Source organism: Mycolicibacterium grossiae, from assembly GCF_008329645.1.
Taxonomy (GTDB): domain Bacteria; phylum Actinomycetota; class Actinomycetes; order Mycobacteriales; family Mycobacteriaceae; genus Mycobacterium; species Mycobacterium grossiae.
The window spans coordinates 3,549,652-3,574,479 of record NZ_CP043474.1 but is presented as its reverse complement, the minus strand read 5'-3'; the positions used below and the strand labels follow the sequence as shown (position 1 = coordinate 3,574,479).

Genomic DNA, 24,828 nt, shown 5'->3' with positions numbered 1-24,828 from the left:
TCGGCCGCGCGGTGCTCACCGACCGGTTGCGCCGCCTCGTCGACCTCGGCGTCCTGGAACGCCGGCCGTACCGCGACGCCCAGCGGACCCGACACGAGTACCGACTGACGCAGAAGGGCCACGACCTCTACCCCGTCCTGATGGCGCTGCGACCCGTCAGTCGAGGGTGTCCGACACCGCCGGCTCGCCGACGGTGCTCGCCAGCGCCGCCACCCAGCCGGTGATCTGCCGGGCGACGTTCTGATCGGTCAGCCCGACCGCGGTGAGCACCTCGGTGCGCGAGGCATGGTCCTGGAACTCCTGCGGCATGCCGACGTCGCGGCACGGCACGTCCACCTCGGCCCGGCGCAGCGCCGCCGAGACCGACGATCCGATGCCGCCGTGCACGCCGTTGTCCTCGACGGTGACCACGAGCTTGTGCGTACGGGCCGTCTCGACGATCGCGTCCGGCACGGGGAGCACCCACCGCGGATCGACCACGGTGACGCCGATGCCCTGCACGCGCAGCCGCTCGGCGACCGACAGCGCCATCGACGCGAAGGGGCCCACGGCCACCAGCAGCACGTCGCCAGTCGTCCCGTCGGCGGGTTCGGCGAGGACGTCGATGCCCCCGCGCCGCTCGATCGCCGGCACGTCCTCGCCGACGGCGCCCTTCGGGAACCGCAGGACGGTGGGGCCGTCCTTGACCGCCAGCGCCTCGCCGAGTTCCTCGCGCAGCCGGGCGGCGTCGCGCGGCGCGGCGATCCGGATGCCGGGCACGATCCCGAGCAGCGACATGTCCCAGATGCCGTTGTGGCTGGCGCCGTCCGGGCCGGTCACCCCGGCGCGGTCGAGCACCATCGTCACCGGAAGCCGGTGCAGCGCAACGTCCATCATCACCTGGTCGAAGGCGCGGTTGATGAAAGTGGAGTAGATGGCCACCACGGGATGCATGCCACCCATGGCGAGCCCGGCCGCCGACGTCAGCGCATGCTGCTCGGCGATGCCCACGTCGAAGAACCGGTCCGGGAAGCGCTCCCGGAACGCGCTCAGACCGGTCGGCCCGGGCATGGCGGCGGTGATCGCGACGACGTCGCGGCGCTTGGCGGCCCGCTTGATGAGTTCGTCGGAGAACACCGACGTCCATCCCGGGGCGGCCACCGACGTCGACAGGCCGGTCAGCGGATCGATGATGCCGGTCGAGTGCATCATCTCCTCGACGTCGGCCTCCGCGGGCCCGAAACCCTTGCCCTTGCGGGTGACGACGTGCACGACCACCGGGGCGTTGAAGCCGCGCGCGTTGCGCAGCGCCACCTCGACGGCGTGCTCGTCGTGCCCGTCGATCGGGCCGACGTACTTCAGCCCCAGGTCGGTGAACATCACCTGCGGGGCGAGCGCGTCCTTGATGCCGGCCTTCACGCTGTGCATGCACTGGTAGCAGAGTTCGCCGATCAGCGGGACGCCGCGCACGGTGTCGCGGCCCCGCTCGAGCAGCTTCTCGTAGCCCGGCTGCAGCCGCAGCCCGGCCAGGTGATCGGCCAGCCCGCCGATCGTCGGGGCGTAGCTGCGGCCGTTGTCGTTGACGACGATGACGACGGGCCGCTTGGACGCGGCGATGTTGTTCAGCGCCTCCCAGCACATGCCGCCGGTGAGCGCGCCGTCACCGACCACGGCCACGACGTGTCGGTTGCGGTGCCCGCTGAGTTCGAAGGCCTTCGCCAGCCCGTCGGCGTAGGACAGCGCGGTGCTGGCGTGACTGGACTCGACCCAGTCGTGCTCGCTCTCCGCCCGCGACGGGTAGCCGGACAGCCCGTCCTTCTTGCGGAGGTTGTCGAAGTCGGCGCACCGCCCGGTGAGCATCTTGTGCACGTAGGACTGGTGACCGGTGTCGAAGATGATGGGGTCGTGCGGCGAGTCGAACACCCGGTGCAGTGCCAGGGTCAACTCGACGACGCCGAGGTTGGGGCCGAGGTGCCCACCCGTCGCGGCGACCTTGTGGATGAGGAACTCGCGGATCTCGGTGGCGAGTTCGCCCATCTGCGCCTGCGTCAGGTGTTGCAGATCGGCGGGGCCGCGGACCTGTTCGAGCATCCCGCCAGTTTACGCACGGACCGCCCGGGCCAGCCTCTTCGGACGTTGCCCGCGGCCGCGAAACCCGCGTCATGCACGCTCATCGCCGCACGTCAAGACGTTCCCCCCGCGAGCCGCGGATCGCGGTGTGACATTAGACTGACCCACGGTGTGCCGGGAAGTCTGGTCGGCGAGTGATGACCCATGCCGTAGATCCCGTTGAGGTGGCCACCATGCCCGATGACCGTCGACCACACCCCCGCCTGCTCTTCAGCAGGGGCTCCTGGACGGAGACGTCGCGGATCTCCGACATCCTCCGCAAGGAGACCGTCGGGGGCATGCTGCTCATCGCCGGTGCCGTGGCCGCGCTGGTGTGGGCCAACTCGCCGTGGGCGCCCGCCTACCAGGCGCTCGCCGACACCCACGTCGGCGCCGACGTGTTCGGTCTGCACCTGGACCTCACGCTGGCGACGTGGGCGGCCGACGGGTTGCTCGCCATCTTCTTCTTCGTGGTGGGCCTGGAACTCAAACGCGAGTTCGTCGCCGGGGACCTGCGCGATCCCGCCCGCGCCGCGCTGCCGATCGCGGCGGCCGTCGGCGGCATGGTGGTGCCCGCGCTGATCTTCGTGGCGTTCACCGTGACCGCGGGCGACGGCGCCCTGCGCGGGTGGGCCATCCCGACCGCGACCGACATCGCGTTCGCCGTCGCCATCCTGGCCGTCATCTCCACCCACCTGCCCGCGGCGCTGCGCACCTTCCTGCTCACGCTGGCCGTGGTCGACGACCTGCTGGCCATCACCGTGATCGCGGTCTTCTACACCGAGGACATCGACGCGGTGGCCCTCGGGCTGGCCGTCATCCCGCTGGCGCTGTTCGCGCTGTGCGTGCAACGACGCATCCGGTCGTGGTGGCTGCTGCTGCCGCTCGCCGCGGCCACGTGGGCGCTGGTGCACGAATCCGGGGTGCACGCCACCGTGGCCGGAGTGCTGCTGGGCTTCACCGTGCCGGTGCTGCGCAGCCAGGCCGCCGGTGGTCCGGAGGCCGGACCGGGACTCGCCGAACACTTCGAACACCGCATCCGACCGATCTCCGCCGGCGTCGCCGTGCCGGTGTTCGCGTTCTTCGCCGCCGGGGTGACCGTCGGCGGGCTCGACGGGCTCATCAGTGCGCTGACCGACCCCATCGCCCTCGGCATCGTCGCCGGCCTGGTCGTCGGCAAGACCGTCGGGATCACCGCGACGACGTGGGTGCTCTCGAAGTGCACCCGCGCCGCCCTCGACGACGCGCTGCGGTGGATCGACGTCGTGGGCATGGCGATGCTGGCCGGCATCGGCTTCACGGTCTCGCTGCTGATCGGCGAACTGGCCTACGGTTCGCACTCGGTGCGCGACGACCACGTCAAGATCGGCGTGCTGACCGGATCGCTGCTCGCGGCGGTGCTCGCGTCGATCCTGCTGCGGCTGCGCAACCGGCACTACCGGATCGTCTGCGAGCAGGAGTCCCTCGACGTCGACCGCGACGGCGTCCCCGACGTCTACCAGCGGCCGTCCTGACCACCGTCAGGACCGGGTGAGCACCGCCAGACACTCCACGTGGTGGGTCAGCGGGAACGAGTCGAACACCCGCAGGTCCGCCACCTCGTAGCCGTGGCCGAGGTACAGCCCGACGTCGCGCGCGAAGGACGCTGCCTCGCAACCGATGTGGACGATGCGCGGCACGCCGGTGGCGGCGAGCGCATCGATCACCTCGCGGCCGGCGCCGGTGCGCGGCGGGTCCAGCACCGCGACGTCGGGCCGCTCGGTGCGGCCGGAGAGCGCGCGGCGCACCGAATCGGTGACGACCTCCACCCCGTCCAGGTCGGCGAGAGCGCTGCGCGCGGCCCGGGCCGAGCCGCGCGAGGTGTCGACGGTGAGCACGTGGCCTGTCGGGCCGGCGCCGGCGGCCAGCACGGCCGCGAACACGCCGGCCCCGCCGTAGAGGTCCCACGCCGTCATGCCCGGGGCCACCGCGGCGTAGCGCTCGACCAGGTCGCTGTACAGCGCGGCCGCCCCGCGGTGCGCCTGCCAGAACGCCGTCACCGGGACGCGCCATACGCGGTCGCGCACGCGCTGCACCGCCTCGTAGGCCCCCTCGACGACCTGCGTGGGCGCCGTCGACCGGCCGGTGCGCGGACCGGTTCGCACGACGTGCCGGACGCCGTCGTCGTCGGCGACGACGTGGATCTCCGCGCCGCCCGGCCAGCGCTGCTCGGCGATGCCGTCGAGCAGGCCGGCCGGCACCTGCGCACACCGCAGGTCGGTGACCAGCTCGTCGCTGTGGTAGCGGTGGAAGCCTGCCCGGCCGTCGGGCGTCGTCGCGAGCCGCACCCGGGTGCGCCACCCGGTGGGACCGGCGTCGTCGACCGGCTCGCCGGCACCGGACCAAGTGACGCCGCCGAGCCGGCCGAGCTGGTTGGCCACCACGTCGGCCTTGAGCCGGCGCGCCGCCGCCGGTGCGGCGAAGGCCAAATCGCAGCACCCGGAACCGTGCTCCCCGGCGATCGGGCAGAGCGACGGGACGCGGTCGGGTGACGCGTCGAGGACCTCGACGGTCACGGCGTGCCAGTGCTTGGCGCGCTCGTCGGTGATGCGGGCGCGCACCCGCTCGCCGGGCAGGGCGCCGCGGACGAACACCACGCGGCCGCCCTCCTCGCGGGCGACGCAGCTGCCGCCGTTCGCCGGCGAGCCGACGGTCAGCTCGAGGACGGTGCCGCTCACTCGAGGAAGCCCCGGCGCGCGTCGCCGGGCGCCGACTTGGGTGCCATGTCCTTCAGCCGCTCCGAGGAGTTCAGCTGATACGGCACCGACGTGACCATCACCTGCGGTTCGAACAGCAGCCTGCCCTTGAGCCGCAGCGCACTCTGGTTGTGCAGCACCTGTTCCCACCAGTGCCCCACCACGTACTCCGGGATGAAGATGGTGACGACGGTGCGCGGCGCGTCGCGCGTGATGCGCTTGACGTAGTCGAGCACCGGCCGGGTGATGTCGCGGTAGGGCGATGCGACGATCTTGAGCGGCAGCGGGAAGTCGGACTCCTCCCACCGCGTCTTCAGCTCGCGGGCCTCGCCGTCGTCGATGCTGACGTGGATGGCCTCCAGCTCGTCGGGCCGGGTGGCGCGGGCGTAGGCCAGCGCCCGCTTGGTGGGCAGCGCGACGCTGGACACCAGCACGATCGCGTGGTTGCGGCTGGGCAGCACCACGTCGTCACCCGCCTCGGCGTCGGCGTCGGCCAGCTCGCGCCGGACGGTGGCGTAGTGCTTGTGGATCATCTTCATCAGCACGAACAGGGCGCCCATCGCGAGGATCGCGATCCACGCTCCCGCGGCGAACTTGGTGACGATGACGACGACGAGCACGGTGCCGGTGCACACGCAGCCCACCGAGTTGATGACACGGGACCGCTTCATGCGGCCACGCTCCACGGCGTCGGTCTCCACCCGCAGCAGCCGCGTCCAGTGCCGCACCATGCCGACCTGGCTGAACGTGAACGACACGAACACCCCGACGATGTACAGCTGGATGAGCGCGGTCACCTCGGCCTGGAACGCCACCACGAACGCGATCGCCGCGAAGGCCAGGAACAGGATGCCGTTGGAGAACGCCAGCCGGTCCCCGCGGGTGCGCAGCTGGTGGGGCAGGAAGCTGTCTTGGGCGAGGATCGACCCGAGCACCGGGAAGCCGTTGAAGGCGGTGTTGGCCGCCAGCATCAGGATGAGCGCGGTGACGAGCGCGATGAGGAACAGGCCCAGCGGGAAGTCGTGGAACACCGCGTCGGCGAGCTGGGCGATCAGCGTCTTCTGCTCGTAGTCCGCGGGCGCGCCGATCAGCTGCTCGCGTGGCCGCTCGGCGATCTGCACGCCGGTCTCCTTGGCCAGCATGATGATGCCCAGCAGCAGGGTGACCGAGATGCCGCCCAGCAGCAGCAGCGTGGAGGCGGCGTTGCGGGACTTCGGCTTGCGGAACGCCGGCACGCCGTTGCTGATCGCCTCGACCCCCGTCAACGCCGCCGATCCGGACGAGAACGCCCGGGCCACCAGGAAGACGAGCGCGAAGCCCAGCACGTCGCCGTGCTCGGTGTGCATCTCGAAGCCGGCCGACTCGGCCCGCAGCGGCTCACCGAGGATCTCGATCTGGAAGAAGCCCCAGCCCAGCATGATGAACATGCCGACCATGAAGGCGTAGGTCGGCACGGCGAACGCGGTGCCGGACTCGCGGATGCCGCGCAGGTTCAGCGACGCCAGCAGCAGGATCACCACGACGGCGAACCACACCTTGTGCTGACCGATGAACGGCACCGCCGAACCGATGTTGGACATCGCCGAGGACATCGACACCGCGACGGTCAGCACGTAGTCGACCATCAGCGCGCTGGCCACCGTCAACCCCGCGGTCGGACCCAGGTTGGTGGTGACGACCTCGTAGTCGCCACCACCGGACGGGTAGGCGTGCACGTTCTGCCGATAGCTCGCGATCACGACGATCATCACCGCCGCCACCGCGAGGCCGATCCACAGGGCGAGGGCGTAGGCCGACAGCCCGGCCACCGACAGCACGAGGAAGATCTCCTCCGGCGCGTAGGCGACCGACGACAACGCATCGGAGGCGAACACCGGCAACGCGATGCGCTTGGGCAGCAACGTGTGGGCCAGCTTGTCACTGCGGAAGGGGGTTCCCAACACCAGTCGGCGTGCGACGGTCGAGAGCTTGGACACGAGTGCCAAGGGTATGCCCTGGCAACGACGATCGTCTCGTGGCTGTAGCGTTTCAGCGCAGCACGAGGTGGACACACCAAGTTCTCTGAACTCGTGACCCGGGAAGGAACCGACGCGTGCGTGTTGTGGTGATGGGCTGCGGCCGTGTGGGAGCCTCCCTGGCCGACGGGCTGGCGCGCATCGGGCACGAGGTCGCCGTCATCGACCGCGACGGCACCGCGTTCCACCGGTTGTCCCCCGAGTTCCCCGGCGAGCGGGTGCTGGGCATGGGCTTCGACCGCGACGTGCTGCTGCGCGCCGGCATCGAGGAGGCCGGCGCCTTCGCCGCGGTGTCCTCCGGCGACAACTCGAACATCATCTCCGCGCGCGTGGCTCGCGAGACGTTCGGCGTCGAACGCGTCGTCGCCCGCATCTACGACGCCAAGCGCGCCGCGGTCTACGAGCGGCTCGGCATCCCGACCGTCGCCACGGTGCCGTGGACCACCGACCGGCTGCTCAACGTGCTGACCCGCGAGACCGAGACCACCAAGTGGCGCGACCCGTCGGGCAACGTCGGCGTCACCGAACTGCCGCTGCACGAGAACTGGGCGGGCCACCGCGTCACGGCGCTGGAGCGCGCCACCGGCGGCCGGGTCGCCTTCCTCATCCGGTTCGGCAGCGGTCTGCTGCCGGATGCGAAGACCGTCATCCAGGCCGGCGACCAGGTGTACCTGGCCGCCGTGTCCGGTCACGTCGCCGAGGCGATGGCGATCTCCGCCCTGCCGCCCGCCGAAGACGTCGACGACGAGTGAGGATGCCGTGAAGGTCGCCATTGCCGGGGCCGGCGCCGTCGGCCGGTCCATCGCCCGCGAACTCGTCGACGGGCACGACGTCACACTGCTCGAGCGCAATCCCGAGCACCTCGACGTCGACGCCATCCCGGCCGCGCAGTGGCGCCTGGGCGACGCGTGCGAACTGAGCCTGCTGGAGTCGGTGAAGCTCGAGGAGTTCGACGTCGTCATCGCCGCGACCGGCGACGACAAGGCCAACGTGGTCCTGAGCCTGCTGGCGAAGACGGAGTTCGCGGTGCCGCGCGTGGTGGCCCGGGTGAACGACCCCCGCAACGAGTGGCTGTTCGACGAGAACTGGGGCATCGACGTCGCCGTGTCGACGCCGCGGATGCTCGCGTCCCTCGTCGAGGAGGCCGTGTCGGTCGGCGACCTGGTGCGGCTGATGAGCTTCCGCAAGGGGCAGGCCAACCTCGTCGAGATCACGCTGCCCGACGACACCCCGTGGGGCGGCAAGGCCGTCAAACGCCTCGAACTCCCCCGCGACGCATCGCTGGTGACGATCCTGCGCGGTGCGCGGGTGATCGTGCCCGAGGACGACGAGCCCCTCGAGGGCGGCGACGAGCTGCTGTTCGTGGCGGTCGCCGAGGTCGAGGAGCAGCTGCGCAGCCTGATCCTGCACCCGCGCTGAGGCGTCAGCGCCGCACGGCCGGGGGCGGTGTCGCGCGGTCGTGGCAGCGCGCCAGCGCATCGAGGGTAACTGCGCCCAGGCCCCCAGCGGGGTTGCGGATGCCGATGGCCGAGACCACCCCGGCGGCGGCGAACAGCACGGCCACCAGCGCGGCGACGCGGCGGAAGCCCTCGACGTCGAGCGCCGGCCCCACCAGCACGCCCATGAAGGCCACCGCGATCAGCCCGGCGATGCGCGAGATGGCGTTGTTGACCGCCGACCCGATGCCGCTCTGCGACGGGTCGACCGCCGCGAGCACCGCTGCCGTCAACGGCGACACCGTGATGGACAGTCCCAGCCCGAACACCGTCAACCCCGGCAGCACCTGCGTCCAGAAGTCGAACGGCTCACCGGCCGTGCACATCAGCGCGAAGCCGACCGCGGCCACCAGCGGGCCGACCGCCATGAACACCCGCGGACCGTGTGCGCCGGCGAGCGCGCCGAAGCGCGGGGCGAGGAAGAACGACAGCACGGGCACCGGCAGCGTGGCCAGCCCGGCGAGCGCGGCCGACATGCCGACGGCCTCCTGCAGGAACAGGGCGACGATCAGCGTGCCGAGCGACACCGCCGCGTAGAGGAACACCGTCGCGAGGTTCCCCGCGGCGAAGTTGCGCCGGGCGAACAGCGTGAGCGGCATCATCGGCCGCGCCGCACGGCGCTCCCAGAAGGGGAACGCCACCACCGCGGCGATGCCGATGGCGAGGGACCCGGCCACCGCGGGATGCGTCAAGCCGAGCCGCTGCTGCTCAATGAGCGCGAACACCGTCGCCGCCAGACCGACCGCGGCCAGCACCGCGCCGACGACGTCGATGCGCTGCCTGCCCGCCACCGGGGCGTCGGCGGGCAGGCGCAGCGCGAGCAGCAGCGTGACCGCGAGCGGAACCAGGTTGAGGCCGAACACCCACCGCCAGTTCAGCGTGTCCACCAGCACGCCGCCCAGCGGCGGTCCGACGACGAAGGCGGTGCCCGTCCACGCCGTCCAGGTACCGATGGCCCGCGCCTGCGCGGGACCGCTGAAGTGGGCGTTGAGCATCGCCAGCGAACTGGGCACCAGGAACGCCGCGCCGACGCCCTGCAGACAGCGCGCGGCGATCAGCGACCACCCGCTCGGCGCGACGGCACACAGCAGCGATGCCACCGCGAACACCAGCAGACCCCAGCGCAGCACGCGCAGCCGGCCGTAGGAGTCGGACACCGCACCGGCGACGAGGATCAGCGCGCCGAGCGTCAGCAGGTAGCCATCGACGACCCACTGCTGGGTGACGACCCCGCCACCGAGGTCCCCGGAGATCGCCGGTAGCGCGAGGTTCACCACGGACCCGTCGAGGAACGCGACGAAGGACGCGAGGACCGCAACCGCGATCAGCGTCCGGTCGGCGCGCGGGCTCGTCAGTCGCCGGCCCCCGCAGGGCGGGACGCCTCCGACGGCGCACTCTCGGGTTCGGCGTCCGCGGGTTCGGCGTCCTGCGACTCGTGCGCGTGCAGGGTGCGCTGCGCGCTGCGAATGGCCAGGTAGGTGACGAGCGCCGCGACGGCGGTCAGCGGCCATCCCATCGCGATGCGCGCGACGCCGAGCAGGCCGGTCTGGTCGTCGTCGTAGAGGTGGTTCTGCACGATGAAGCGGGCGGCGAACACCACTGCCCACACCATGGTGGCGACGTCGAAGGCGAGCACGGCGCGGCGGACCCGCCGCCAGCCCCGGTCGCGGCCGTTCGCCCAGCCCCAGACGTAGCCGACGAGCGGGCGGCGGATCACCACCGACAGCGCGAACACGCCGGCGTAGACGAGCGACGACCAGATGCCGAGCAGGAAGTAGCCCTTCGACTCACCCACGATGTAGGCGATCAGCACGCTGATGCCGACGGCGAAGAAGCCGGAGAACGCGGGCTGCAGGGTGTCGCGGCGGATCAGCCGCCAGACGAGGATGAGCGTGGCCACCCCGAGCGCGGCGTAGATGGCGGGCACGAGCCCGAACAGCGACGAGATGGGGACGAAGACGAGGACCGGCAGCGACGAGTAGATCAGGCCGCTGATGCCGCCCATCTGGGCGAGCACGGCCTGGGCGTTGAGCGTGGGTTCGGCGTTCGCTTCGGCGGCCGCCGCGTCGGCGGGCCCGGTGGTGTCGCCGGAGTCGTGGGTCCCCTGGTCGGGGGCCGTCACTTCTGGATCTCGTAGTGCGGGTTGTAGATCGCCTTGCTGCCGTTCTCGAGGTGACCGAGGCGGCCGTGCACGCGCAGCGTCCGTCCGCTCTCGATGCCCGGGATGCGCCGCTGGCCCAGCCACACCAGCATCACCGAGTCGGTGCCGTCGAACAGTTCGGCGCGGACGCCGCCCGCGCACCCCTTGGCGGCGGTCTCGACGCACCGCAGGGTGCCGACCATCGTGACCTCTTGCCCGCGACGACAGTCGATCGCCTTCTGGGCTCCGGTCTGGGTCGCCTCGTCGGTGAGTTCTTCGACGTCGAGTTGTTCTGGGTCCTCCGTCAGACGACGGGTGAGACGACGCAGATAACCTTCGGCCGTGGCCATGGTCTCTCCTGACCGCTGTGGCGGATCCACCGTGGATCCTCCTCAATCAACGCCACGGTAGACCTCTTGGTTCCGATATGCCACGTCGCCTTCGGCGGTGTCGGCGACGCGCTCACCGCACCCGCACGGCACGATCGGACGATGGCGCTCAAACTCCAGGGCACGACGGCGGTCGTGCTGCCCGGCACGGGTTCTGACGACGACTACGCCTACCGTGTGTTCTCCCCCACACTGCACGAGCACGGCGCCGGGGTGGTGACCCCGGCGCCCGACCCCGCGCGGTTGATCGACGGTTACGTCGCGGCGCTCGACGAGGCGGCGCACGACGCGCCGATCCTCGTCGGCGGCATCTCGATCGGCGCCGCGGTCGCGCTCGCGTGGGCGCTGCGACACCCGCGGCGCGTCGTCGGCGTGCTCGCCGCCCTGCCGGCGTGGACGGGGCCGAGCGAGGGCGCGGCCGCCGCCCGCGCGGCCACGCACACCGCACACCTGCTCCGCCGCGACGGACTCGGCGCGACGATCGCGGACATGCGTGCCTCGAGCCCGCAGTGGCTGGGCGACGAACTCGCCCGGTCGTGGGCCGGGCAGTGGCCGTCGCTGCCCGACGCCATGGCCGAGGCGGCCGCGTTCAGCGCGCCGACCAGCGCGCAACTGGGGGCGCTGGTGGTGCCGCTGGGCGTGGCCGCGGCGACCGACGACGCGGTGCACCCCGTGGAGGTCGCCTTCGAATGGGTGGCGGCGGCACCGCGGGCGGCGCTGCGCACGGTGACCCTGGATGCGATGGGCGCCGACCCGGGCGTCCTGGGCCGGGCGTGCGTCGAGGCGCTGCTGGAGGCGTGAGGCGCTGCTGGAGGCCTGAGGCGCCGGCTCAGCCGCCGGTGATGGTCCGCAACTGCTGCATCGCCGAGCCCTGCTCGCTGCGCCGGGCCTCGGGCGCCGGTTCGGGCGCGGGGGCCGGCTGGGTGGCGGCGTGCTCGGCGACCATCTGGGCGGCGCGGGCGCGCAGCCGCTCGACGAGCGACTCCGACAGTTGCAGCGGCAGCATGGCGCGCACCGGCTGCGGCGTGTCGCCGCGACGGATCACGGTGTCGGCCAGTGCTTTACGCACCTCGCGAGCGATCTGGTCGGCGTTCTGCGGCGGACCGATGGCCGCGCCGCGAACCATCCACCGGGGGCCGTCGACGCCGATGAACCGCATGACGACGGGCTCCGGTCCGGAGGTCACCACACCGACCACCTCGCGGCCCCAGGGCCCGTCCTCGATGCTCACCTGGGCGTTGTCGTTGCGCAGCGAGTCGGCGATCTCGGTGACCACCTCGCGCCACAGCCCGCCGCTGCGCGGGGCGGCCCAGGCGGTGATGTTGTAGCGCCCGCTGGGCGTCACCATCCACACCGCACTCGGAACGCCCTGCTGGTTGACCTCGAACACCATCTCCGCGCCGTCGTGCTCGGGGATGAGCACCGCACCCAGGTCGTGCCTGCCGATGGACGCGACCGCGGCATCGTCGAAGTCGCCGATGTCGAAGGGGCCGTCCTCGTCGTCGCCCCCGGCGGTGGCCGCCGGCGCGGCGGCTGCAGCGGGGACCTCCGGTTCGGCGGATTCGGGTGTGCGGCCGTCGCCGCCGTCGCTCTTGCGCCTACGCAGTGCCATCACAAACTCTCGTGTCCGCCGGAGGAACCGTGACCGCCGCAGCCACGGGTGGTGTCAGCCAACCCTGCCTCATCGAAGGACGTGACCTCGACGAGATCGGGAAGTTCGACCCGCTGCACCAGGAGCTGCGCGATGCGGTCACCGCGCCGGATCGCGATGGGTGCGCTCGGGTCGAGGTTGATCAGTGCCACCTTGATCTCGCCGCGGTAGCCGGCGTCGATCGTGCCGGGGCTGTTCACGATCGAAAGGCCCACGCGCGCGGCCAGTCCCGAGCGCGGATGCACCAGCCCGACCATCCCGTGCGGGATGGCGACCGCGATGCCGGTGCCGACGAGCGCGCGATGACCGGGAGCCAGGTCGACGTCGACCGCGCTGTAGAGGTCGACGCCCGCGTCGCCGTCGTGGGCGCGGGCCGGCAGCGGCAGTTCCGGATCCAGCCGGACGACCGCCAGAGAGGTGGACACGATGCACGAGATTACTCTTGGCCGCGTGTCAGACACGCGTGCAGCCGCCGGAACCGTGCGCTACCGCGAGCGGCTCCGGGTGCCGTGGTGGTGGTGGCTGCCCGGCCTCGGGCTGGCCGCGCTGATCGCCTTCGAGGTGAACCTCGGCATCGAGGCGATCCCGTTCTGGGTGCCGTTCGTGGTGCTCGCGCTGGTGGCCGCGGCGGCGCTGACCTGGCTGGGCCGCCTCGACGTGCGCGTGGTCGCGGCGCCGGGCGCCGAACCGGAACTCTGGGTGGGGGCGGCACACCTGCCGGTGGGCGTCATCGCGCGCACCGCTCGGGTGCCGAAGTCGGCGAAGTCGGCGGCGCTCGGACGGCAGCTCGACCCGGCCGCCTACGTGGTGCACCGCGCGTGGGTGGGCCCCATGGTGCTGGTCGTGCTCGACGACCCCGACGACCCCACGCCGTACTGGCTATTCAGCTGCCGGCGGCCGGATCTGCTGCTGGCGGCACTGCAGAGCTGACGCGCCGGGGTCAGGCCGCGCAGTCGGTGCAGATCGGGTTGCCGTTCTTCTCGGTGGCGAGACGGCTGCGGTGCTGGACCAGGAAGCAACTCGAGCAGGTGAACTCGTCGGCCTGCTTCGGGATCACCCGCACCGACAATTCTTCGCCCGACAGGTCGGCGCCGGGAAGTTCGAAGGACTCCGCGGTCTCCGATTCGTCGACGTCCACCGCCGACGACTGGGCTTCGTTGCGCCGGGCCTTGAGTTCCTCGAGGGAGTCCTCGGAGACGTCGTCGGTCTCGGTGCGCCGTGGGGCGTCGTAGTCGGTAGCCATTTACCTCTTTCCCCTCCATAACATAGCGACAGAGCTTTGTACCAGCGCAGAACGCATCCGCCAAATGATTCGTGCCCCGACCCGCGGTGGATGGTGCTGTGATTCGCATCACAGCGGTGGTCCGCTACCTTCGTGCGCTCGGCGCCGAGGCGAGCGGCCGCCGTCTAAGGTGCAGGGGTGGTTTCGCAGATCACCTCGGGTACGGCGTTCGACAAGCACGGTCGACCGTTCCGCCGACGCAACTACGTGCCCGGTCTGGCCCTGCTCGCCGTGCTGGCGGTCGTGACGCTGGGCGTGTGGGTGGTGGCGTTCAACCGCCCCGCCGACGTGCAGGAGGTCGTCGCGTGCAACCCGCCGCCCGCCGCACCCGACCTCGCGGCGTCACCGCTCGGCGAGCGGGTGGCGGCCTCGGACATGGCCGAGGTGATGCCCGCCAAGTTGGCCGACACCAAGATTCGCGTACTCAATGCCAGCGGTCAGGGCGGCCAGGCCGCCGAGGTCGCGGGCGCTCTGCGCGACATGGGCTTCGCGCAGCCGACGGCGGCCAACGACGGCGTCTACGCCGAGCAGCGGCTGCAGTGCCAGGGTCAGATTCGCTTCGGCCCGTCGGGCCGTGCGGCGGCGGCCGCGGTGTGGCTGGTGGCACCGTGCACCGAGCTGTACCAGGACCAGCGCCCGGACGACACCGTGGACCTCGCCGTCGGCACCGAGTACGACCAGCTGAGCCACAACGACGACATCGACGCGATGCTCGCCAGCCTGCGCCCCGACGCCACCCAGCCGCCGGACACGTCGCTGCTGACCAGGATCCACAGCGCCACCTGCTGACCGGCGCTCAGGGCAGCGGCGCACCCGCCGCCCGCAGCACCGCCGCCAGGTCCGCGGCGATGCCCGGGGCCGCGGCGGCGATGAACTCGCCGCCGCTGCCGTCCACCGGCGGCAGCGTCAGCACCGCGCCCGCCTCCTCGGCGACCAGGGCACCCGCCGCCCAGTCCCACACGTGCACGCCGTCCTCGTAGTAGGCGTCCAGGCGGCCGGCGGCCACCATGCACAGGTCCAGCGCGCACGATCCGATGCGGCGGACGTCGCGGATGTCGGCGAGCACCCGGGCCAGTACCTCCGCCTGCGCCACGCGGCGCTGCGGGTCGTAGGAGAAGCCGGTGCCCACCAACGCCATCGCCAGCTCGTCGAGCGGCGTGCAGCGCAACGGGGTCACCTCCTCGCCGCGCCGCACCGTCGCGCCATGCCCACGAGCCGCCGAGAACACCTCGCCGTTGGTCACGTTGGCCACCGCCCCGGCCACCGTCACGCCGTCGACCTGCACGCCCACCGACACCGCGTACGCCGCCTCGACGCCATAGACGAAGTTCACCGTGCCGTCGATCGGGTCGAGCACCCACTGCGGCCGCCCCGGCTCCCCCAGCAGCGCACCGCCCTCCTCCTCGCCGAGCACCGACTCTCCCGGTCGCGTCGCGGCGAGGCGCTCGCGCAGCAGCCGCTCGGTCTCGGTGTCGACGATCGTGACCGGGTCGGTGGGGGTGGTCTTCGACCGCACCGCTGAACCGTCCCGCACGGCACCGGCGGCGAACACCTCGACGCGTCGGCGGCGGACGTAGTCGGCGGCCTCGGCGGCGAGTCCCTCCGCAACCGTCCGCAGGGTGGTCGGGCCGGTGTCGATGTCGGTCACGTGGTTGGTCACGCAGACCATCGCATCACGAATCGTCGACGGGTCGCGCGGCAGCCCGACGTCCCGCGGACCGACGCACTACTGTTGGGCTTCGCCTGGCCACGCTTCCGAGTGGGCGCACCGCGCCCGTCCCGAACAGGAGTGCTCATGACCGACGACGGACAGAACCGCGGATTCGGCGTCGACGTCGGCGGCAGCGGCGTCAAGGGCGGCATCGTCGACCTCACCACCGGCGAGCTGGTCGGCGAGCGCTTCAAGCTCGCCACTCCCCAGCCTGCCACCCCCGACGCCGTCGCCAAGACGGTCGCTGCGGTCGTGCGGGAGTTCGGCTGGACCGGCAAGCTCGGCGTGACCTATCCCGGTGTCGTCACCAACGGCATCGTGCGGACCGCCGCCAACGTCGACAAGGGCTGGATCGGGACCAACGCCCGAGAGGTGATCTCCGCCGAACTCGACGGCCAGGCCGTCACCGTGCTCAACGACGCCGATGCCGCCGGGCTGGCGGAGGAGAAGTTCGGCGCCGGGCGGGACAACTCCGGGGTCATCGTGCTGCTCACCTTCGGCACCGGCATCGGCTCGGCGGTCATCCACGACGGGAAGCTGCTGCCCAACACCGAGTTCGGGCATCTCGAGGTGGGCGGCAAGGAAGCCGAGCACCGCGCCGCGTCGTCGGTCAAGGAGCGCAAGGACTGGAGCTACGAGCGGTGGAGCGAAGAGGTCACCAAGGTCCTCGTCGCCGTCGAGAACGCCATCTGGCCCGATCTGTTCATCGCCGGCGGCGGCATCAGCCGCAAGGCCGACAAGTGGATCCCCCTGCTGAAGAACCGCACCCCGGTGGTGGCCGCCACGCTGCTGAACACCGCGGGAATCGTCGGCGCCGCGATGGCCGCCGAGGCCACGTCCGGTTCGGTCGCCGGGTCAGTCGTCGAATTCGACTGAGTGCCGCGCCAGTTCGGCGCGCGTCCGGATGCCGAGCTTGCGGTAGGTCCGGCTGAGGTTGTGCTCCACCGTCTTCGGCGTGATGAAGAGCGCCGAGGCGATGTCGCGATTCGTCATCCCCGCTGCGGCCAGCCGCGCGACGCTCGACTCCGACGGCGTCAGGCTCGACGCGCGGTCGCGCGCCACGGTCACCCTGGCGAGTTCGGCTCGCGCCCGGTCTGCCCACGGTGCTGCGCCGAGCGACTCGAAGGCCGTCAGCGCCTCGCCGAGCCGGCGGGCCGCGAGCTGCTTGCGCCGCATCCGGCGCGCGACCTGCCCGCCGAACAGCGCGGTGCGGGCCCGCTCGAACGGCATCGCCACGCGATCGTGCTCGGCCATCGCGCGGTGCACGGCGCGTTCGGCCGCCTCGTGGTCACCGCGCGCGGAACAGGCCATCGCCCGGCCGCGTGCCGCCACCGCCAGCATCCACGGCCGGTCGTGGGCCGAGCCGTTGCGTTCCAGCGCTGCGATCAGCGGTTCGGCCTCGTCGACCCGGCCCACGGCGACCAGCGCCTCGATGGCGTCGGGGAGGTGCGCCGCGCTCGTGATCTCGGTGCCCGCCGCCGGGTCGAAGGCCGCCAGTAGCGGCGCCAGCACGGCCAGCGCCTCGGCGTGGCGGCCGCGGGACACCTCGAGGAACGCCAGCGTCGCGGTGGGCTCCCACGTCAGGTGCGGCGCCCCGCAGCGTCGCGCGCCGTCGATGGCGGCGTCGATCGCCCCACGCGCCGCCGCGTCCCGCCCCTGACGGGCGAACACCATGCCCCGCAGGACGTCCGCGAGCGCGATCGAGTGTGGCGCTCCGGCCTGCTGGGCCCGCGCCAGCATGTCCTCGGCGATGACCTCGGCGGCGCCGTAGCGCCCGAGCCAGACGTTGACCATCACCAGCAGCCCCGCCACGAAGACGAGGTCGGCGTCCGAGCCGCGTTCGATGCACCGGCGGCGTTCGGCGAGCAGACCGGCACGCCCCTCCTCGAGGCGTCCCGTCCAGGCGAGGGTGATGGCGTCCGCCACCCGTGCCCGATACGCCGCGGGGACCTCTGCGTCGACGTCCTCGCCGTCGAGCGCTTCGGCCAGCGCGACCTCGTCGCGGCCGGCACCGAGGGCGCACGCGATGACGACGTGGATGGCGAGCGCCTGGCTTCGTTCGGCAGGCGACGCACCACGCCGCGCGCACGCCACGGCCGCCGCGGCGTGCCGCACGGCCTCGTCGTGGCGGCCTGACATGACGAGTGCGTACGCCATGCCGCCGTGGGCCCTAGAGAGCAGGAGTGCGTCCGTGGCGAACGGGAGCACGCGCTCCTCGAAGCAGGTGATGGCCTCGACGAAGCGTTGGTCGTAGATCAGGCTGCCGGCGGTGGCGAGGGCGGCGACCTGGCGGGTGCCGTCGTCGACGGCGGGCCCCAGCAGCGGCGCGACCAGAGCGCGGGCATGCACGGTCTGCCCGGAACGGAACGCCTGGCGCGCCGCCAGGATTCGGCGTTCGGGGGTGTCGCCGCCAAGGCCGATCGCCAGCTCGTAGAGTTCCGCGGCGGCCGCAGCGGCCCCGCGTTCCTCCGCGCTGCGCGCAGCGGCGTCGAGGGCGTCCAGCGTGGCCGCGTCGGCCGTCGTGGCGCCCAGCGCCAGGTGTCGGGCACGGAGTTCCGGCTGCGTCTCGACCGCGGCCAGTGCCCGGTGCATGCGCCGTCGCCGGGCCGGGCCTGCCTGCTGGTGAACGCCGCGGGCCAGCAGCGGATGGGTGAAGCGCACGTGCGTGCCGTCGCAGACGACGACGCCCTCGCGCTCGGGCGCGCCGAGGAGTTCCAGCACCCGGGCAGTGGATGCCCCGGTCGCCCGGGCCAGCAGCGTCACGCTGGCATCGGTGACGCACGACGCGGCCAGCAGCACGTCGGCGACGGCCTCGCCGTAGTGCGCGGTGCGCGCGCGCACCACCTCGGCCAGGGTGGCGGGCAGTCGGCCGTCGCGGCCCGGCGTCGCACCGTCGACCGCGCGCGCCAGCTCGAGGGCGAAGAACGGATTCCCGCCGGACACGTCCGCGATGCGCAGCAGCGTCGGCCGCGGAACCGCCCGACCGAGGCGCCCGGTCACCAGCGCCTGCAGCGCCGTCAGTCCCATCGGACGCACCCGCAGCCGGGCGACGGCGTCGGGCGTCGCGAGCTGCAGCCAGGCCGCGGCGACGGCGTCCGGTCCGGAGGTGCGTTCGGTGAGCAGCACCGCCACCCGACCGGTCAGTCAGCGCGCGGCGCGCCGCAGCACCAGCTGGCTGGAGGAGTCCAGCCACTGGGCGTCGTCCACGGCGAGCAGGACGGGGCCGTGCTCGGTCATGGCCGTCACCGCCGACACCAGCGCCGCGCTCGTCACGCGCTGGTCGGTCGGCGGGCCGTCGGCCGTGGCGCGCAACAGCACCCGGTCCAGCGCCAGCCGGTGCAGGTCCGACAGCGAGGCCAGGACCTCGCCGTCGACGTCGGCGAGCAGGTCTCCGATCGCGGTGTAGGCGAGCACCGATTCGGCCTCGCCGGCGCGCGCCTGGAGTATCCGGAAACCCGTCGCGCGGGCCTGCTCGACGGCGGCGCTCCACAACGTCGTCTTGCCGATTCCGGCGTCGCCGGCGATCACCAGCGCGGCCGGGCGCGACCGCGCCCGCTGCAGCAGCGCGTCGACCGCCCGCGTCTCCTCCGCCCGAGTCACGGCCCCCACCGACACGCGTCCATCATGTCAGCCGGCAAAGGAATCGGCATCCCCGATCGGAATCCGGGCGCAGTTCTTCGACGCCGCGACGCGCACGTCGCAGCACACGGGAACCCCACCGCCGTTCCGGAACGCGTCCAGGTGTTGCGGTTCTGGCTATGCGGTGGCGGATTCGGCGAATGATTGCTGGGACGGTTCCGGCTCGCCGAGACGCCGAATTGGCCGACGAATCGGGCACCGGCTCACTCTGTCGTTACAATGGTCAACGGCGGCCGCACACGAATGGCGGCGAGTATCCGAAGAGATGTCACCGCCAACATTCGACAGCCGACGACTTTTCGGTGGTGCACGCCCACGCCACCGAACCAGCAAGACCGAAGGGGTGCCCGTGGCAGCGACGAAGGCAGCGACCAAGGCGGAGCCGGGAACCGACGAGCCGATCACGAGCGCCGCCGCGTCCGCCGCCCCCAAGGCGCCGGCGAAGAAGGCGCCCGCCAAGCGGGCCACCAAGGCGGCACCGCGCGCGAAGGCCGACGGCGCGACCAAGGCTCCGGCCAAGAAGGCCGCGAAGAAGGCGGCGTCCCCCGCGACCCGCGCCAAGAAGGACGGCGACGACGTCGAGGCGACCGACGATCTCGACACCGGCGCCGAACTCGACGGCGAACCCGGCGACGACCTCGAGGCGGACATCGACCTCGAGGACCTGTCCGACGACGACGCCGAGGACGCCGACGAGGCGGATGACGACGCCGAGGACGACGCCGCCGACGAGACGACCGGTGGTGCGGTCAAGCCCGCCGCCGCAGGCGCCGACGGTGCCGCGAAGGCCGCCGACGGCGACGACGAGATCGCCGAGCCGTCCGAGAAGGACAAGGCGTCCGGCGACTTCGTCTGGGACGAGGAGGAATCCGAGGCGCTGCGTCAGGCCCGCAAGGACGCCGAGCTGACGGCGTCGGCCGACTCGGTCCGCGCTTATCTCAAGCAGATCGGCAAGGTCGCCCTGCTGAACGCCGAGGAGGAGGTCGAACTCGCCAAGCGCATCGAGGCCGGCCTCTACGCCACGCAACTGATGGCCGAGAAGGCCGCCAAGGGCGAGAAGTTCACGCCCACCGAGCGTCGCGACATGACGTGGATCTGCCGCGACGGCGACCGCGCGAAGAACCACCTGCTCGAGGCCAACCTGCGGCTGGTGGTGTCACTGGCCAAGCGCTACACCGGCCGCGGCATGGCGTTCCTGGACCTGATCCAGGAGGGCAACCTGGGTCTGATCCGCGCGGTCGAGAAGTTCGACTACACCAAGGGCTACAAGTTCTCCACCTACGCCACCTGGTGGATCCGACAGGCCATCACCCGCGCCATGGCCGACCAGGCCCGCACCATCCGCATCCCGGTGCACATGGTCGAGGTCATCAACAAGCTGGGCCGCATCCAGCGCGAGCTGCTGCAGGACCTGGGCCGCGAGCCCACGCCCGAGGAGCTGGCCAAGGAAATGGACATCACGCCGGAGAAGGTGCTGGAGATCCAGCAGTACGCGCGTGAGCCCATCTCGCTGGACCAGACCATCGGCGACGAGGGCGACAGCCAGCTCGGTGACTTCATCGAGGACTCCGAGGCCGTGGTGGCCGTCGACGCGGTCAGCTTCACGCTGCTGCAGGATCAGCTGCAGTCGGTGCTGGAGACGCTGTCGGAGCGCGAGGCCGGCGTCGTGCGGCTGCGGTTCGGCCTCACCGACGGCCAGCCCCGCACGCTCGACGAGATCGGCCAGGTCTACGGCGTGACGCGCGAGCGCATCCGTCAGATCGAATCCAAGACGATGAGCAAGCTGCGCCACCCGAGCCGCTCGCAGGTCCTGCGCGACTACCTGGACTAGGACGGCGCCGAGAGCCGTGCCGCTCAGCGGCGCTCGCGGACCTTGTAGGACACCGGCCACGACTCGCGGGACTCGTCGCCGGTGAGCGGGGTGCCCTTACCGCCCACCTGGACGGCATAGGCCTCCATGCCGGCGCCGACCTCGCGGTCGGCCTTCTCCTTGGCCAGGTACATTAACTCGTCGATGCCCAGCTCCTTGAAGGCGACGAAGGAGCTGCGCCGCACCACGTGGGGGCTGGTGGCCTCGGCCACCATGCGGTCGGTGAGCAGCCGGCCGCCGAGGATGGCCGCGCCCATGAACGCGAACGGCACGATCCAGTAGCAGACGAACGACAGCGGCGTGCGCGTGTCGAGGATCGTGGCGTCGCCCTGCACGATCGGCGGGATGGCCGAGGAGATCGTCATCCCCGCGAAGGCGCCGACCCAGATCCACGTGATCGCGGTGGTGATGCGACCGAACAACTCGCTGCGCACCACCTCCTTGGGCTGGTCGACCTCGGCGATCTCGCGGACGAACGGCCTGCCGATGAGCAGCCCGACGAGCGCCACGAGCAGGATGCCGGCGTTGCTCAACGGCTGGATCCATCGCTCGAGGAACGCCTGCGACGTCGTGAACGTCAGCACCGCGAGGACGAGAAACGTTGCGATGGCGCCAATTTCGAGGGACCGACCGGGTGTACGGCGCAGCCGATTGACCACCAGCGCACCGACCGCCGCGGCGAGCGCGACCAGTACGGCAGCGCGGAACGGCACGTTGCCGACCAGGATCCAGTACACGAACCACGGCGCGAAGCCCGACAGGATGGCCATGCGACGAGTCTAGGGAACGCCGCGTTACAGACGGGCGTGAACCTGTCATGCCGCCGGATCGACCGCCGACTCCCCCGCTATCGTGTGCGCGTGCCCATCGGACCCGCTCTCGCACCCGGCCGCGCGAGGCGACGGTGACCGACCGGTTGCGCGTCTCGTCGGGATCGCCGTTCGAGGACCAGGTCGGTTACTCGCGCGCCGTGCGGGTCGGCCCGCTGGTGCTGGTGGCCGGTACCACCGCACCCGGGGACGGCGTCGCCGCGCAGACGGCTGCGGCGCTGGCCCGGATCGAGGCGGCCCTGCGCGAGTGCGGCGCCTCGCTCGGCGACGTCGTGCGCACCCGGATCTTCGTCACCGACATCGCCGCGTGGCCGGAGGTCGCCCGCGTGCATGCCGGGGTGTTCGGCGACGTGCGACCCGTCGCCACGATGGTCGAGGTCTCCGCGCTCATCGCGCCCGACCTCCTCGTCGAGATCGAAGCCGACGCCTACGTCGGCTGAGTCAGCGGAGCGTAGGCACCGTCGCCGCCCGGGAGGTAGGGCGTGACGTCGACGACGGCTGCGACGGGCAGCGGGCCGTACAGGTGCGGGAAGCGCATCGACGCGGGATCGGTGGCGACGCCCGGCTCCCACCGGATCGGCGCCTCCAACGAGGACGGGTCGCACCACAGCAGCACCATGTCGGTGCGTCCGGAGTAGAGGCGGTTGGCAGGCAGGTGCACCTGTTCGGGCGCCGAGAGGTGCACGAAGCCCACCTCGTCGAGCGACGGCGGGCGGCGCTCCCCCGCGGCGCGTGCCGCGTCCCATTCGGCGGTGCTGCACAGGTGCACCAGCGTCGGCGGGTTTGTGATCATGCGCTCAGTGTGCGGGGCCCGCAACCTGGGTACTAGGTGAGACACGACACACCGGTGAACGGTCTGGGAACAACGCCCGAAGCCGAAACGTCTGACACAGTAGAGAAACGCGAGTTTGGAGGAGGAGCCATGAACGCAACTCTGACCAGTCCCGAACTGACCCGGGCTGATCGCTGCGACCGCTGCGGCGCCGCCGCTCGCGTCCGGGCCAAGCTGCCCTCGGGTGCCGAGCTGTTGTTCTGCCAGCACCACGCCAACGAGCACGAGGCAAAGCTGGTCGAGCTGGCGGCCGTCATCGAGGTCAGCCCGATCGAGTCCTGACGGACGCGCCCGGGTAAGCACCGGTCCGAGCAGCACCACGATTCTTCGGGAATGCTGGTCTGGTCATGAGTGACCAGCCCGCACCGGTGAAGCCGTCGAAGCACCACGTCTGGCGCATCGTCAAGCGCACCCTCTCGAAGAGTTGGGACGACTCCATCTTCTCGGAGTCCGCGCAAGCCGCTTTCTGGTGTGCGCTGTCGCTACCACCCCTGCTGCTCGGCATGCTGGGGAGTCTGGCCTACGTTGCACCGCTGTTCGGTCCGAACACGTTGCTGACCATCGAGAATCAGTTGATCGGCACCGCCGGCAACCTCTTCTCGAGCAACGTGGTCACCGAGATCATCGAGCCGACGATCTCGGACATCGTGGCCGGAGCGCGTGGCGAAGTGGTCTCACTCGGGTTCGTCATCTCGCTGTGGGCGGGGTCGTCGGCGATCTCTGCGTTCGTCGACTCGGTGGTCGAGGCGCACGATCAGACGGAGCTGAGACACCCTGTGCGGCAACGGTTCTACGCTCTCGGGCTGTACATCGTGATGCTGGTCGGCATCATCGTCACGGCTCCGTTCGTGGCGCTCGGACCGCTGAAGGTCGCCGAGTACATCCCGGCCAGTTGGGACAACGTGCTGCGCTGGGGGTACTTCCCGGTGCTGTTCCTCGGGCTGGTGATCGCGGTGGGCGTGCTGTACCGCGTCGCGCTGCCGCGCCCGCTCCCCTCGCACCGCCTGATCTACGGTGCGGTGCTCGCCGCCATCGTGTTCCTCGTCGCGACGCTGGGGCTGCGCATCTACCTGACGTGGATCACCGGCACCGGCTACACCTACGGCGCGTTGGCGACGCCGATCGCCTTCCTGCTGTTCGCCTTCTTCCTCGGCTTCGCGATCATGATGGGCGCCGAACTGAACGCGGCGATCGAGGAGGAGTTCCCGGCTCCCGAGACCCATGCGCGCCGGCTGCGGGACTGGATCGGCGAGAGGAGCGACGGCGGCAGCGACTCTCGCCGCGCGGCGGCCGCCGATCAGGAGTCGGCGGGCGACACCGCGGCTACTTCTTGAGCTGGTCGTAGATCCGCTTGCAGTCCGGACACACCGGCGAGCCCGGCTTCGCCGAGCGCGTCACGGGGAAGACCTCGCCGCACAGCGCGACGACGTGGGTGCCCATGACCGCGCTCTCGGCGATCTTGTCCTTCTTGACGTAGTGGAAGACCTTGGGCCGGTCGTCGTCCGTGCCGTCGTCGACGCGTTCGTCGGTGTCGGTGCGTTCGATCGTGTCGGTCTGCATGAGGTCCATTGTGCCCCGCAAGACATCGGTAATGAACGCGACCGTTTCAGGCGGTCGGATTGTGGAATGGTAGGAGACATGAAACACGGCCAGGAGCTGGGTTTCGACGACGATGGTCGGCCAGTTCTCATCACTCGCGCAGCGGTGCCGTACGAAGAGCAGCACCGCGCTCGCGTGCGCAAGTACTTGCGCATCATGTCCTTTCGCATCCCCGCGCTCATCCTGGCGGCAGGGGCCTACGGCATCTGGCACAACGGGTTGGTGTCGTTGGCGATCCTGGTGGCCTCGATCCCGCTCCCGTGGATCGCGGTCCTCATCGCCAACGACCGCCCGCCGCGTCGCGCCGAGGAGCCCCGCCGCTACGAGTCGGCGCGCAGGATCCCGTTGTTCCCCACCGCCGAGCGGCCGGCGCTACAGGCCCGTCCCCGCGCGACGCCGGGGCCGGATCCGGCCGAACCTCCGGGCGACGTTCCCCGCTGAGCCCCGGTGCGCTCACTTCTAAGGAACTTCTCAGGTCTTCGGCGAAAAACTGCAGCTCAGAACGTGTGTAAGCGGCTGACAGCGGGAACTCATCGGACTGTCCCGACGTT

28 protein-coding genes are annotated in these 24,828 nt (G+C 71.4%); 13 read left to right on the top strand and 15 right to left on the bottom strand.

Annotated elements, in window-relative coordinates:
- The first annotated feature begins 11 nt into the window (after window positions 1–11).
- The gene (locus FZ046_RS28220) at window positions 12–224 is read left to right on the top strand and encodes a winged helix-turn-helix transcriptional regulator (RefSeq protein WP_328514927.1); all 213 of its coding nucleotides are present in this window, start codon (window positions 12–14) and stop codon (window positions 222–224) included.
- Here FZ046_RS28220 and dxs read toward each other — a convergent pair.
- Window positions 157–2,070 (bottom strand): 1-deoxy-D-xylulose-5-phosphate synthase, encoded by a 1,914-nt coding sequence (gene dxs / locus FZ046_RS17230; protein WP_070351562.1) that lies wholly within the window; start codon window positions 2,068–2,070, stop codon window positions 157–159. The two genes, FZ046_RS28220 and dxs, sit on opposite strands and share 68 nt — an antisense overlap.
- 212 nt (window positions 2,071–2,282) lie before the next feature.
- Here dxs and nhaA point away from each other — a divergent pair, with 212 nt between their 5' ends.
- The gene (gene nhaA / locus FZ046_RS17225; protein ID WP_070351610.1) at window positions 2,283–3,602 is read left to right on the top strand and encodes a Na+/H+ antiporter NhaA; all 1,320 of its coding nucleotides are present in this window, start codon (window positions 2,283–2,285) and stop codon (window positions 3,600–3,602) included.
- Window positions 3,603–3,608: 6 nt separating this feature from the next.
- Here the strand turns inward: nhaA and FZ046_RS17220 are convergent, their stop codons facing one another.
- On the bottom strand, window positions 3,609–4,805 hold the full coding sequence (locus FZ046_RS17220; protein WP_070351563.1) for a class I SAM-dependent RNA methyltransferase: 1,197 nt from the start codon (window positions 4,803–4,805) through the stop codon (window positions 3,609–3,611).
- Window positions 4,802–6,808: an APC family permease gene (locus FZ046_RS17215; protein ID WP_211372246.1), complete on the bottom strand. Its 2,007-nt coding sequence runs from the start codon at window positions 6,806–6,808 to the stop codon at window positions 4,802–4,804. The genes FZ046_RS17220 and FZ046_RS17215 overlap by 4 nt, the downstream gene beginning before the upstream one ends.
- Before the next feature lie 107 nt (window positions 6,809–6,915).
- Between FZ046_RS17215 and FZ046_RS17210 the strand changes: the two genes are divergently transcribed.
- Both FZ046_RS17210 and FZ046_RS17205 read left to right on the top strand, forming a co-directional pair.
- Window positions 6,916–7,590, top strand: coding sequence for a potassium channel family protein (locus tag FZ046_RS17210; protein ID WP_099045811.1), 675 nt, complete (start codon window positions 6,916–6,918; stop codon window positions 7,588–7,590).
- A 7-nt stretch (window positions 7,591–7,597) separates the two neighbouring features.
- Window positions 7,598–8,257: a potassium channel family protein gene (locus FZ046_RS17205; RefSeq protein WP_070351565.1), complete on the top strand. Its 660-nt coding sequence runs from the start codon at window positions 7,598–7,600 to the stop codon at window positions 8,255–8,257.
- A gap of 4 nt (window positions 8,258–8,261) precedes the next feature.
- On the opposite strand, the gene FZ046_RS17200 is transcribed toward FZ046_RS17205, so the two are convergent.
- From FZ046_RS17200 to FZ046_RS17190, 3 genes are all read right to left on the bottom strand, one after another.
- Window positions 8,262–9,608, bottom strand: coding sequence for an MFS transporter (locus FZ046_RS17200; RefSeq protein WP_170292371.1), 1,347 nt, complete (start codon window positions 9,606–9,608; stop codon window positions 8,262–8,264).
- Window positions 9,609–9,685: 77 nt separating this feature from the next.
- Window positions 9,686–10,351, bottom strand: a complete 666-nt coding sequence (locus FZ046_RS17195) for a DUF3159 domain-containing protein (RefSeq protein WP_070351612.1) — start codon at window positions 10,349–10,351, stop codon at window positions 9,686–9,688.
- A gap of 101 nt (window positions 10,352–10,452) precedes the next feature.
- Window positions 10,453–10,824: an OB-fold nucleic acid binding domain-containing protein gene (locus FZ046_RS17190; protein ID WP_070351566.1), complete on the bottom strand. Its 372-nt coding sequence runs from the start codon at window positions 10,822–10,824 to the stop codon at window positions 10,453–10,455.
- 141 nt (window positions 10,825–10,965) lie between these two features.
- Between FZ046_RS17190 and FZ046_RS17185 the strand changes: the two genes are divergently transcribed.
- Complete coding sequence (locus FZ046_RS17185) at window positions 10,966–11,664, top strand: alpha/beta fold hydrolase (RefSeq protein WP_070351567.1); 699 nt, start codon at window positions 10,966–10,968, stop codon at window positions 11,662–11,664.
- 28 nt (window positions 11,665–11,692) lie between these two features.
- Here the strand turns inward: FZ046_RS17185 and FZ046_RS17180 are convergent, their stop codons facing one another.
- Window positions 11,693–12,475 (bottom strand): DUF3710 domain-containing protein, encoded by a 783-nt coding sequence (locus tag FZ046_RS17180; protein ID WP_070351568.1) that lies wholly within the window; start codon window positions 12,473–12,475, stop codon window positions 11,693–11,695.
- On the bottom strand, window positions 12,475–12,939 hold the full coding sequence (gene dut / locus FZ046_RS17175) for a dUTP diphosphatase (RefSeq protein ID WP_070351569.1): 465 nt from the start codon (window positions 12,937–12,939) through the stop codon (window positions 12,475–12,477). The genes FZ046_RS17180 and dut overlap by 1 nt, the downstream gene beginning before the upstream one ends.
- 25 nt (window positions 12,940–12,964) lie before the next feature.
- On the opposite strand from dut, the gene FZ046_RS17170 reads away from it, so the two are divergent.
- Window positions 12,965–13,444, top strand: a complete 480-nt coding sequence (locus FZ046_RS17170; RefSeq protein WP_070351570.1) for a DUF3093 domain-containing protein — start codon at window positions 12,965–12,967, stop codon at window positions 13,442–13,444.
- 10 nt (window positions 13,445–13,454) lie between these two features.
- Here the strand turns inward: FZ046_RS17170 and FZ046_RS17165 are convergent, their stop codons facing one another.
- Window positions 13,455–13,757 (bottom strand): DUF4193 domain-containing protein, encoded by a 303-nt coding sequence (locus tag FZ046_RS17165; RefSeq protein WP_070351571.1) that lies wholly within the window; start codon window positions 13,755–13,757, stop codon window positions 13,455–13,457.
- 177 nt (window positions 13,758–13,934) lie between these two features.
- Between FZ046_RS17165 and cei the strand changes: the two genes are divergently transcribed.
- Window positions 13,935–14,585 (top strand): envelope integrity protein Cei, encoded by a 651-nt coding sequence (gene cei / locus FZ046_RS17160; protein ID WP_070351572.1) that lies wholly within the window; start codon window positions 13,935–13,937, stop codon window positions 14,583–14,585.
- 7 nt (window positions 14,586–14,592) lie between these two features.
- Here cei and FZ046_RS17155 read toward each other — a convergent pair whose 3' ends face one another.
- Window positions 14,593–15,465: an inositol monophosphatase family protein gene (locus FZ046_RS17155; protein WP_083297994.1), complete on the bottom strand. Its 873-nt coding sequence runs from the start codon at window positions 15,463–15,465 to the stop codon at window positions 14,593–14,595.
- Between the two features lie 126 nt (window positions 15,466–15,591).
- On the opposite strand from FZ046_RS17155, the gene ppgK reads away from it, so the two are divergent.
- Entirely contained in the window at window positions 15,592–16,383 is a 792-nt protein-coding gene (ppgK, locus tag FZ046_RS17150) for a polyphosphate--glucose phosphotransferase (RefSeq protein ID WP_070351615.1), read from the top strand.
- On the opposite strand, the gene FZ046_RS17145 is transcribed toward ppgK, so the two are convergent.
- Together FZ046_RS17145 and FZ046_RS17140 are read right to left on the bottom strand one after the other, a co-directional pair.
- Complete coding sequence (locus FZ046_RS17145) at window positions 16,363–18,639, bottom strand: helix-turn-helix transcriptional regulator (RefSeq protein ID WP_083297995.1); 2,277 nt, start codon at window positions 18,637–18,639, stop codon at window positions 16,363–16,365. The two genes, ppgK and FZ046_RS17145, sit on opposite strands and share 21 nt — an antisense overlap.
- Window positions 18,640–18,651: 12 nt before the next feature.
- Entirely contained in the window at window positions 18,652–19,122 is a 471-nt protein-coding gene (locus FZ046_RS17140; RefSeq protein WP_083297996.1) for an ATP-binding protein, read from the bottom strand.
- A gap of 373 nt (window positions 19,123–19,495) precedes the next feature.
- Between FZ046_RS17140 and FZ046_RS17135 the strand changes: the two genes are divergently transcribed.
- Window positions 19,496–20,977, top strand: coding sequence for an RNA polymerase sigma factor (locus FZ046_RS17135; protein ID WP_070351616.1), 1,482 nt, complete (start codon window positions 19,496–19,498; stop codon window positions 20,975–20,977).
- 23 nt (window positions 20,978–21,000) lie between these two features.
- Here the strand turns inward: FZ046_RS17135 and FZ046_RS17130 are convergent, their stop codons facing one another.
- Window positions 21,001–21,786: a hypothetical protein gene (locus tag FZ046_RS17130; protein WP_070351573.1), complete on the bottom strand. Its 786-nt coding sequence runs from the start codon at window positions 21,784–21,786 to the stop codon at window positions 21,001–21,003.
- A 134-nt stretch (window positions 21,787–21,920) separates the two neighbouring features.
- On the opposite strand from FZ046_RS17130, the gene FZ046_RS17125 reads away from it, so the two are divergent.
- Complete coding sequence (locus FZ046_RS17125; protein WP_070351574.1) at window positions 21,921–22,286, top strand: Rid family hydrolase; 366 nt, start codon at window positions 21,921–21,923, stop codon at window positions 22,284–22,286.
- On the opposite strand, the gene FZ046_RS17120 is transcribed toward FZ046_RS17125, so the two are convergent.
- Window positions 22,274–22,639 carry a DUF952 domain-containing protein gene (locus tag FZ046_RS17120; RefSeq protein WP_070351575.1) on the bottom strand — a complete coding sequence of 122 codons (366 nt, stop codon included), beginning with the start codon at window positions 22,637–22,639 and terminating at the stop codon, window positions 22,274–22,276. The two genes, FZ046_RS17125 and FZ046_RS17120, sit on opposite strands and share 13 nt — an antisense overlap.
- A gap of 129 nt (window positions 22,640–22,768) precedes the next feature.
- Here FZ046_RS17120 and FZ046_RS17115 point away from each other — a divergent pair, with 129 nt between their 5' ends.
- Together FZ046_RS17115 and FZ046_RS17110 are read left to right on the top strand one after the other, a co-directional pair.
- Window positions 22,769–22,960: a DUF7455 domain-containing protein gene (locus tag FZ046_RS17115; RefSeq protein WP_070351576.1), complete on the top strand. Its 192-nt coding sequence runs from the start codon at window positions 22,769–22,771 to the stop codon at window positions 22,958–22,960.
- A gap of 65 nt (window positions 22,961–23,025) precedes the next feature.
- Complete coding sequence (locus tag FZ046_RS17110; RefSeq protein WP_070351577.1) at window positions 23,026–24,012, top strand: YihY/virulence factor BrkB family protein; 987 nt, start codon at window positions 23,026–23,028, stop codon at window positions 24,010–24,012.
- On the opposite strand, the gene FZ046_RS17105 is transcribed toward FZ046_RS17110, so the two are convergent.
- Window positions 24,002–24,238 (bottom strand): DUF3039 domain-containing protein, encoded by a 237-nt coding sequence (locus tag FZ046_RS17105; RefSeq protein WP_070351617.1) that lies wholly within the window; start codon window positions 24,236–24,238, stop codon window positions 24,002–24,004. The two genes, FZ046_RS17110 and FZ046_RS17105, sit on opposite strands and share 11 nt — an antisense overlap.
- A gap of 78 nt (window positions 24,239–24,316) precedes the next feature.
- On the opposite strand from FZ046_RS17105, the gene FZ046_RS17100 reads away from it, so the two are divergent.
- Window positions 24,317–24,718, top strand: a complete 402-nt coding sequence (locus FZ046_RS17100) for a DUF3099 domain-containing protein (RefSeq protein ID WP_083297999.1) — start codon at window positions 24,317–24,319, stop codon at window positions 24,716–24,718.
- Window positions 24,719–24,828 lie beyond the last annotated feature (110 nt).

Coding starts and splice junctions, on each gene's coding strand:
- dxs (WP_070351562.1), bottom strand. CDS start 2,070: ATGCTCGAACAGGTCCGCGGCCCCGCCGATCTGCAACACCTGACGCAG.
- nhaA (WP_070351610.1), top strand. CDS start 2,283: ATGCCCGATGACCGTCGACCACACCCCCGCCTGCTCTTCAGCAGGGGC.
- FZ046_RS17190 (WP_070351566.1), bottom strand. CDS start 10,824: ATGGCCACGGCCGAAGGTTATCTGCGTCGTCTCACCCGTCGTCTGACG.
- FZ046_RS17185 (WP_070351567.1), top strand. CDS start 10,966: ATGGCGCTCAAACTCCAGGGCACGACGGCGGTCGTGCTGCCCGGCACG.
- FZ046_RS17180 (WP_070351568.1), bottom strand. CDS start 12,475: ATGGCACTGCGTAGGCGCAAGAGCGACGGCGGCGACGGCCGCACACCC.
- FZ046_RS17165 (WP_070351571.1), bottom strand. CDS start 13,757: ATGGCTACCGACTACGACGCCCCACGGCGCACCGAGACCGACGACGTC.
- FZ046_RS17155 (WP_083297994.1), bottom strand. CDS start 15,465: ATGGTCTGCGTGACCAACCACGTGACCGACATCGACACCGGCCCGACC.
- ppgK (WP_070351615.1), top strand. CDS start 15,592: ATGACCGACGACGGACAGAACCGCGGATTCGGCGTCGACGTCGGCGGC.
- FZ046_RS17130 (WP_070351573.1), bottom strand. CDS start 21,786: ATGGCCATCCTGTCGGGCTTCGCGCCGTGGTTCGTGTACTGGATCCTG.
- FZ046_RS17120 (WP_070351575.1), bottom strand. CDS start 22,639: ATGATCACAAACCCGCCGACGCTGGTGCACCTGTGCAGCACCGCCGAA.
- FZ046_RS17115 (WP_070351576.1), top strand. CDS start 22,769: ATGAACGCAACTCTGACCAGTCCCGAACTGACCCGGGCTGATCGCTGC.
- FZ046_RS17110 (WP_070351577.1), top strand. CDS start 23,026: ATGAGTGACCAGCCCGCACCGGTGAAGCCGTCGAAGCACCACGTCTGG.
- FZ046_RS17105 (WP_070351617.1), bottom strand. CDS start 24,238: ATGCAGACCGACACGATCGAACGCACCGACACCGACGAACGCGTCGAC.
- FZ046_RS17100 (WP_083297999.1), top strand. CDS start 24,317: ATGAAACACGGCCAGGAGCTGGGTTTCGACGACGATGGTCGGCCAGTT.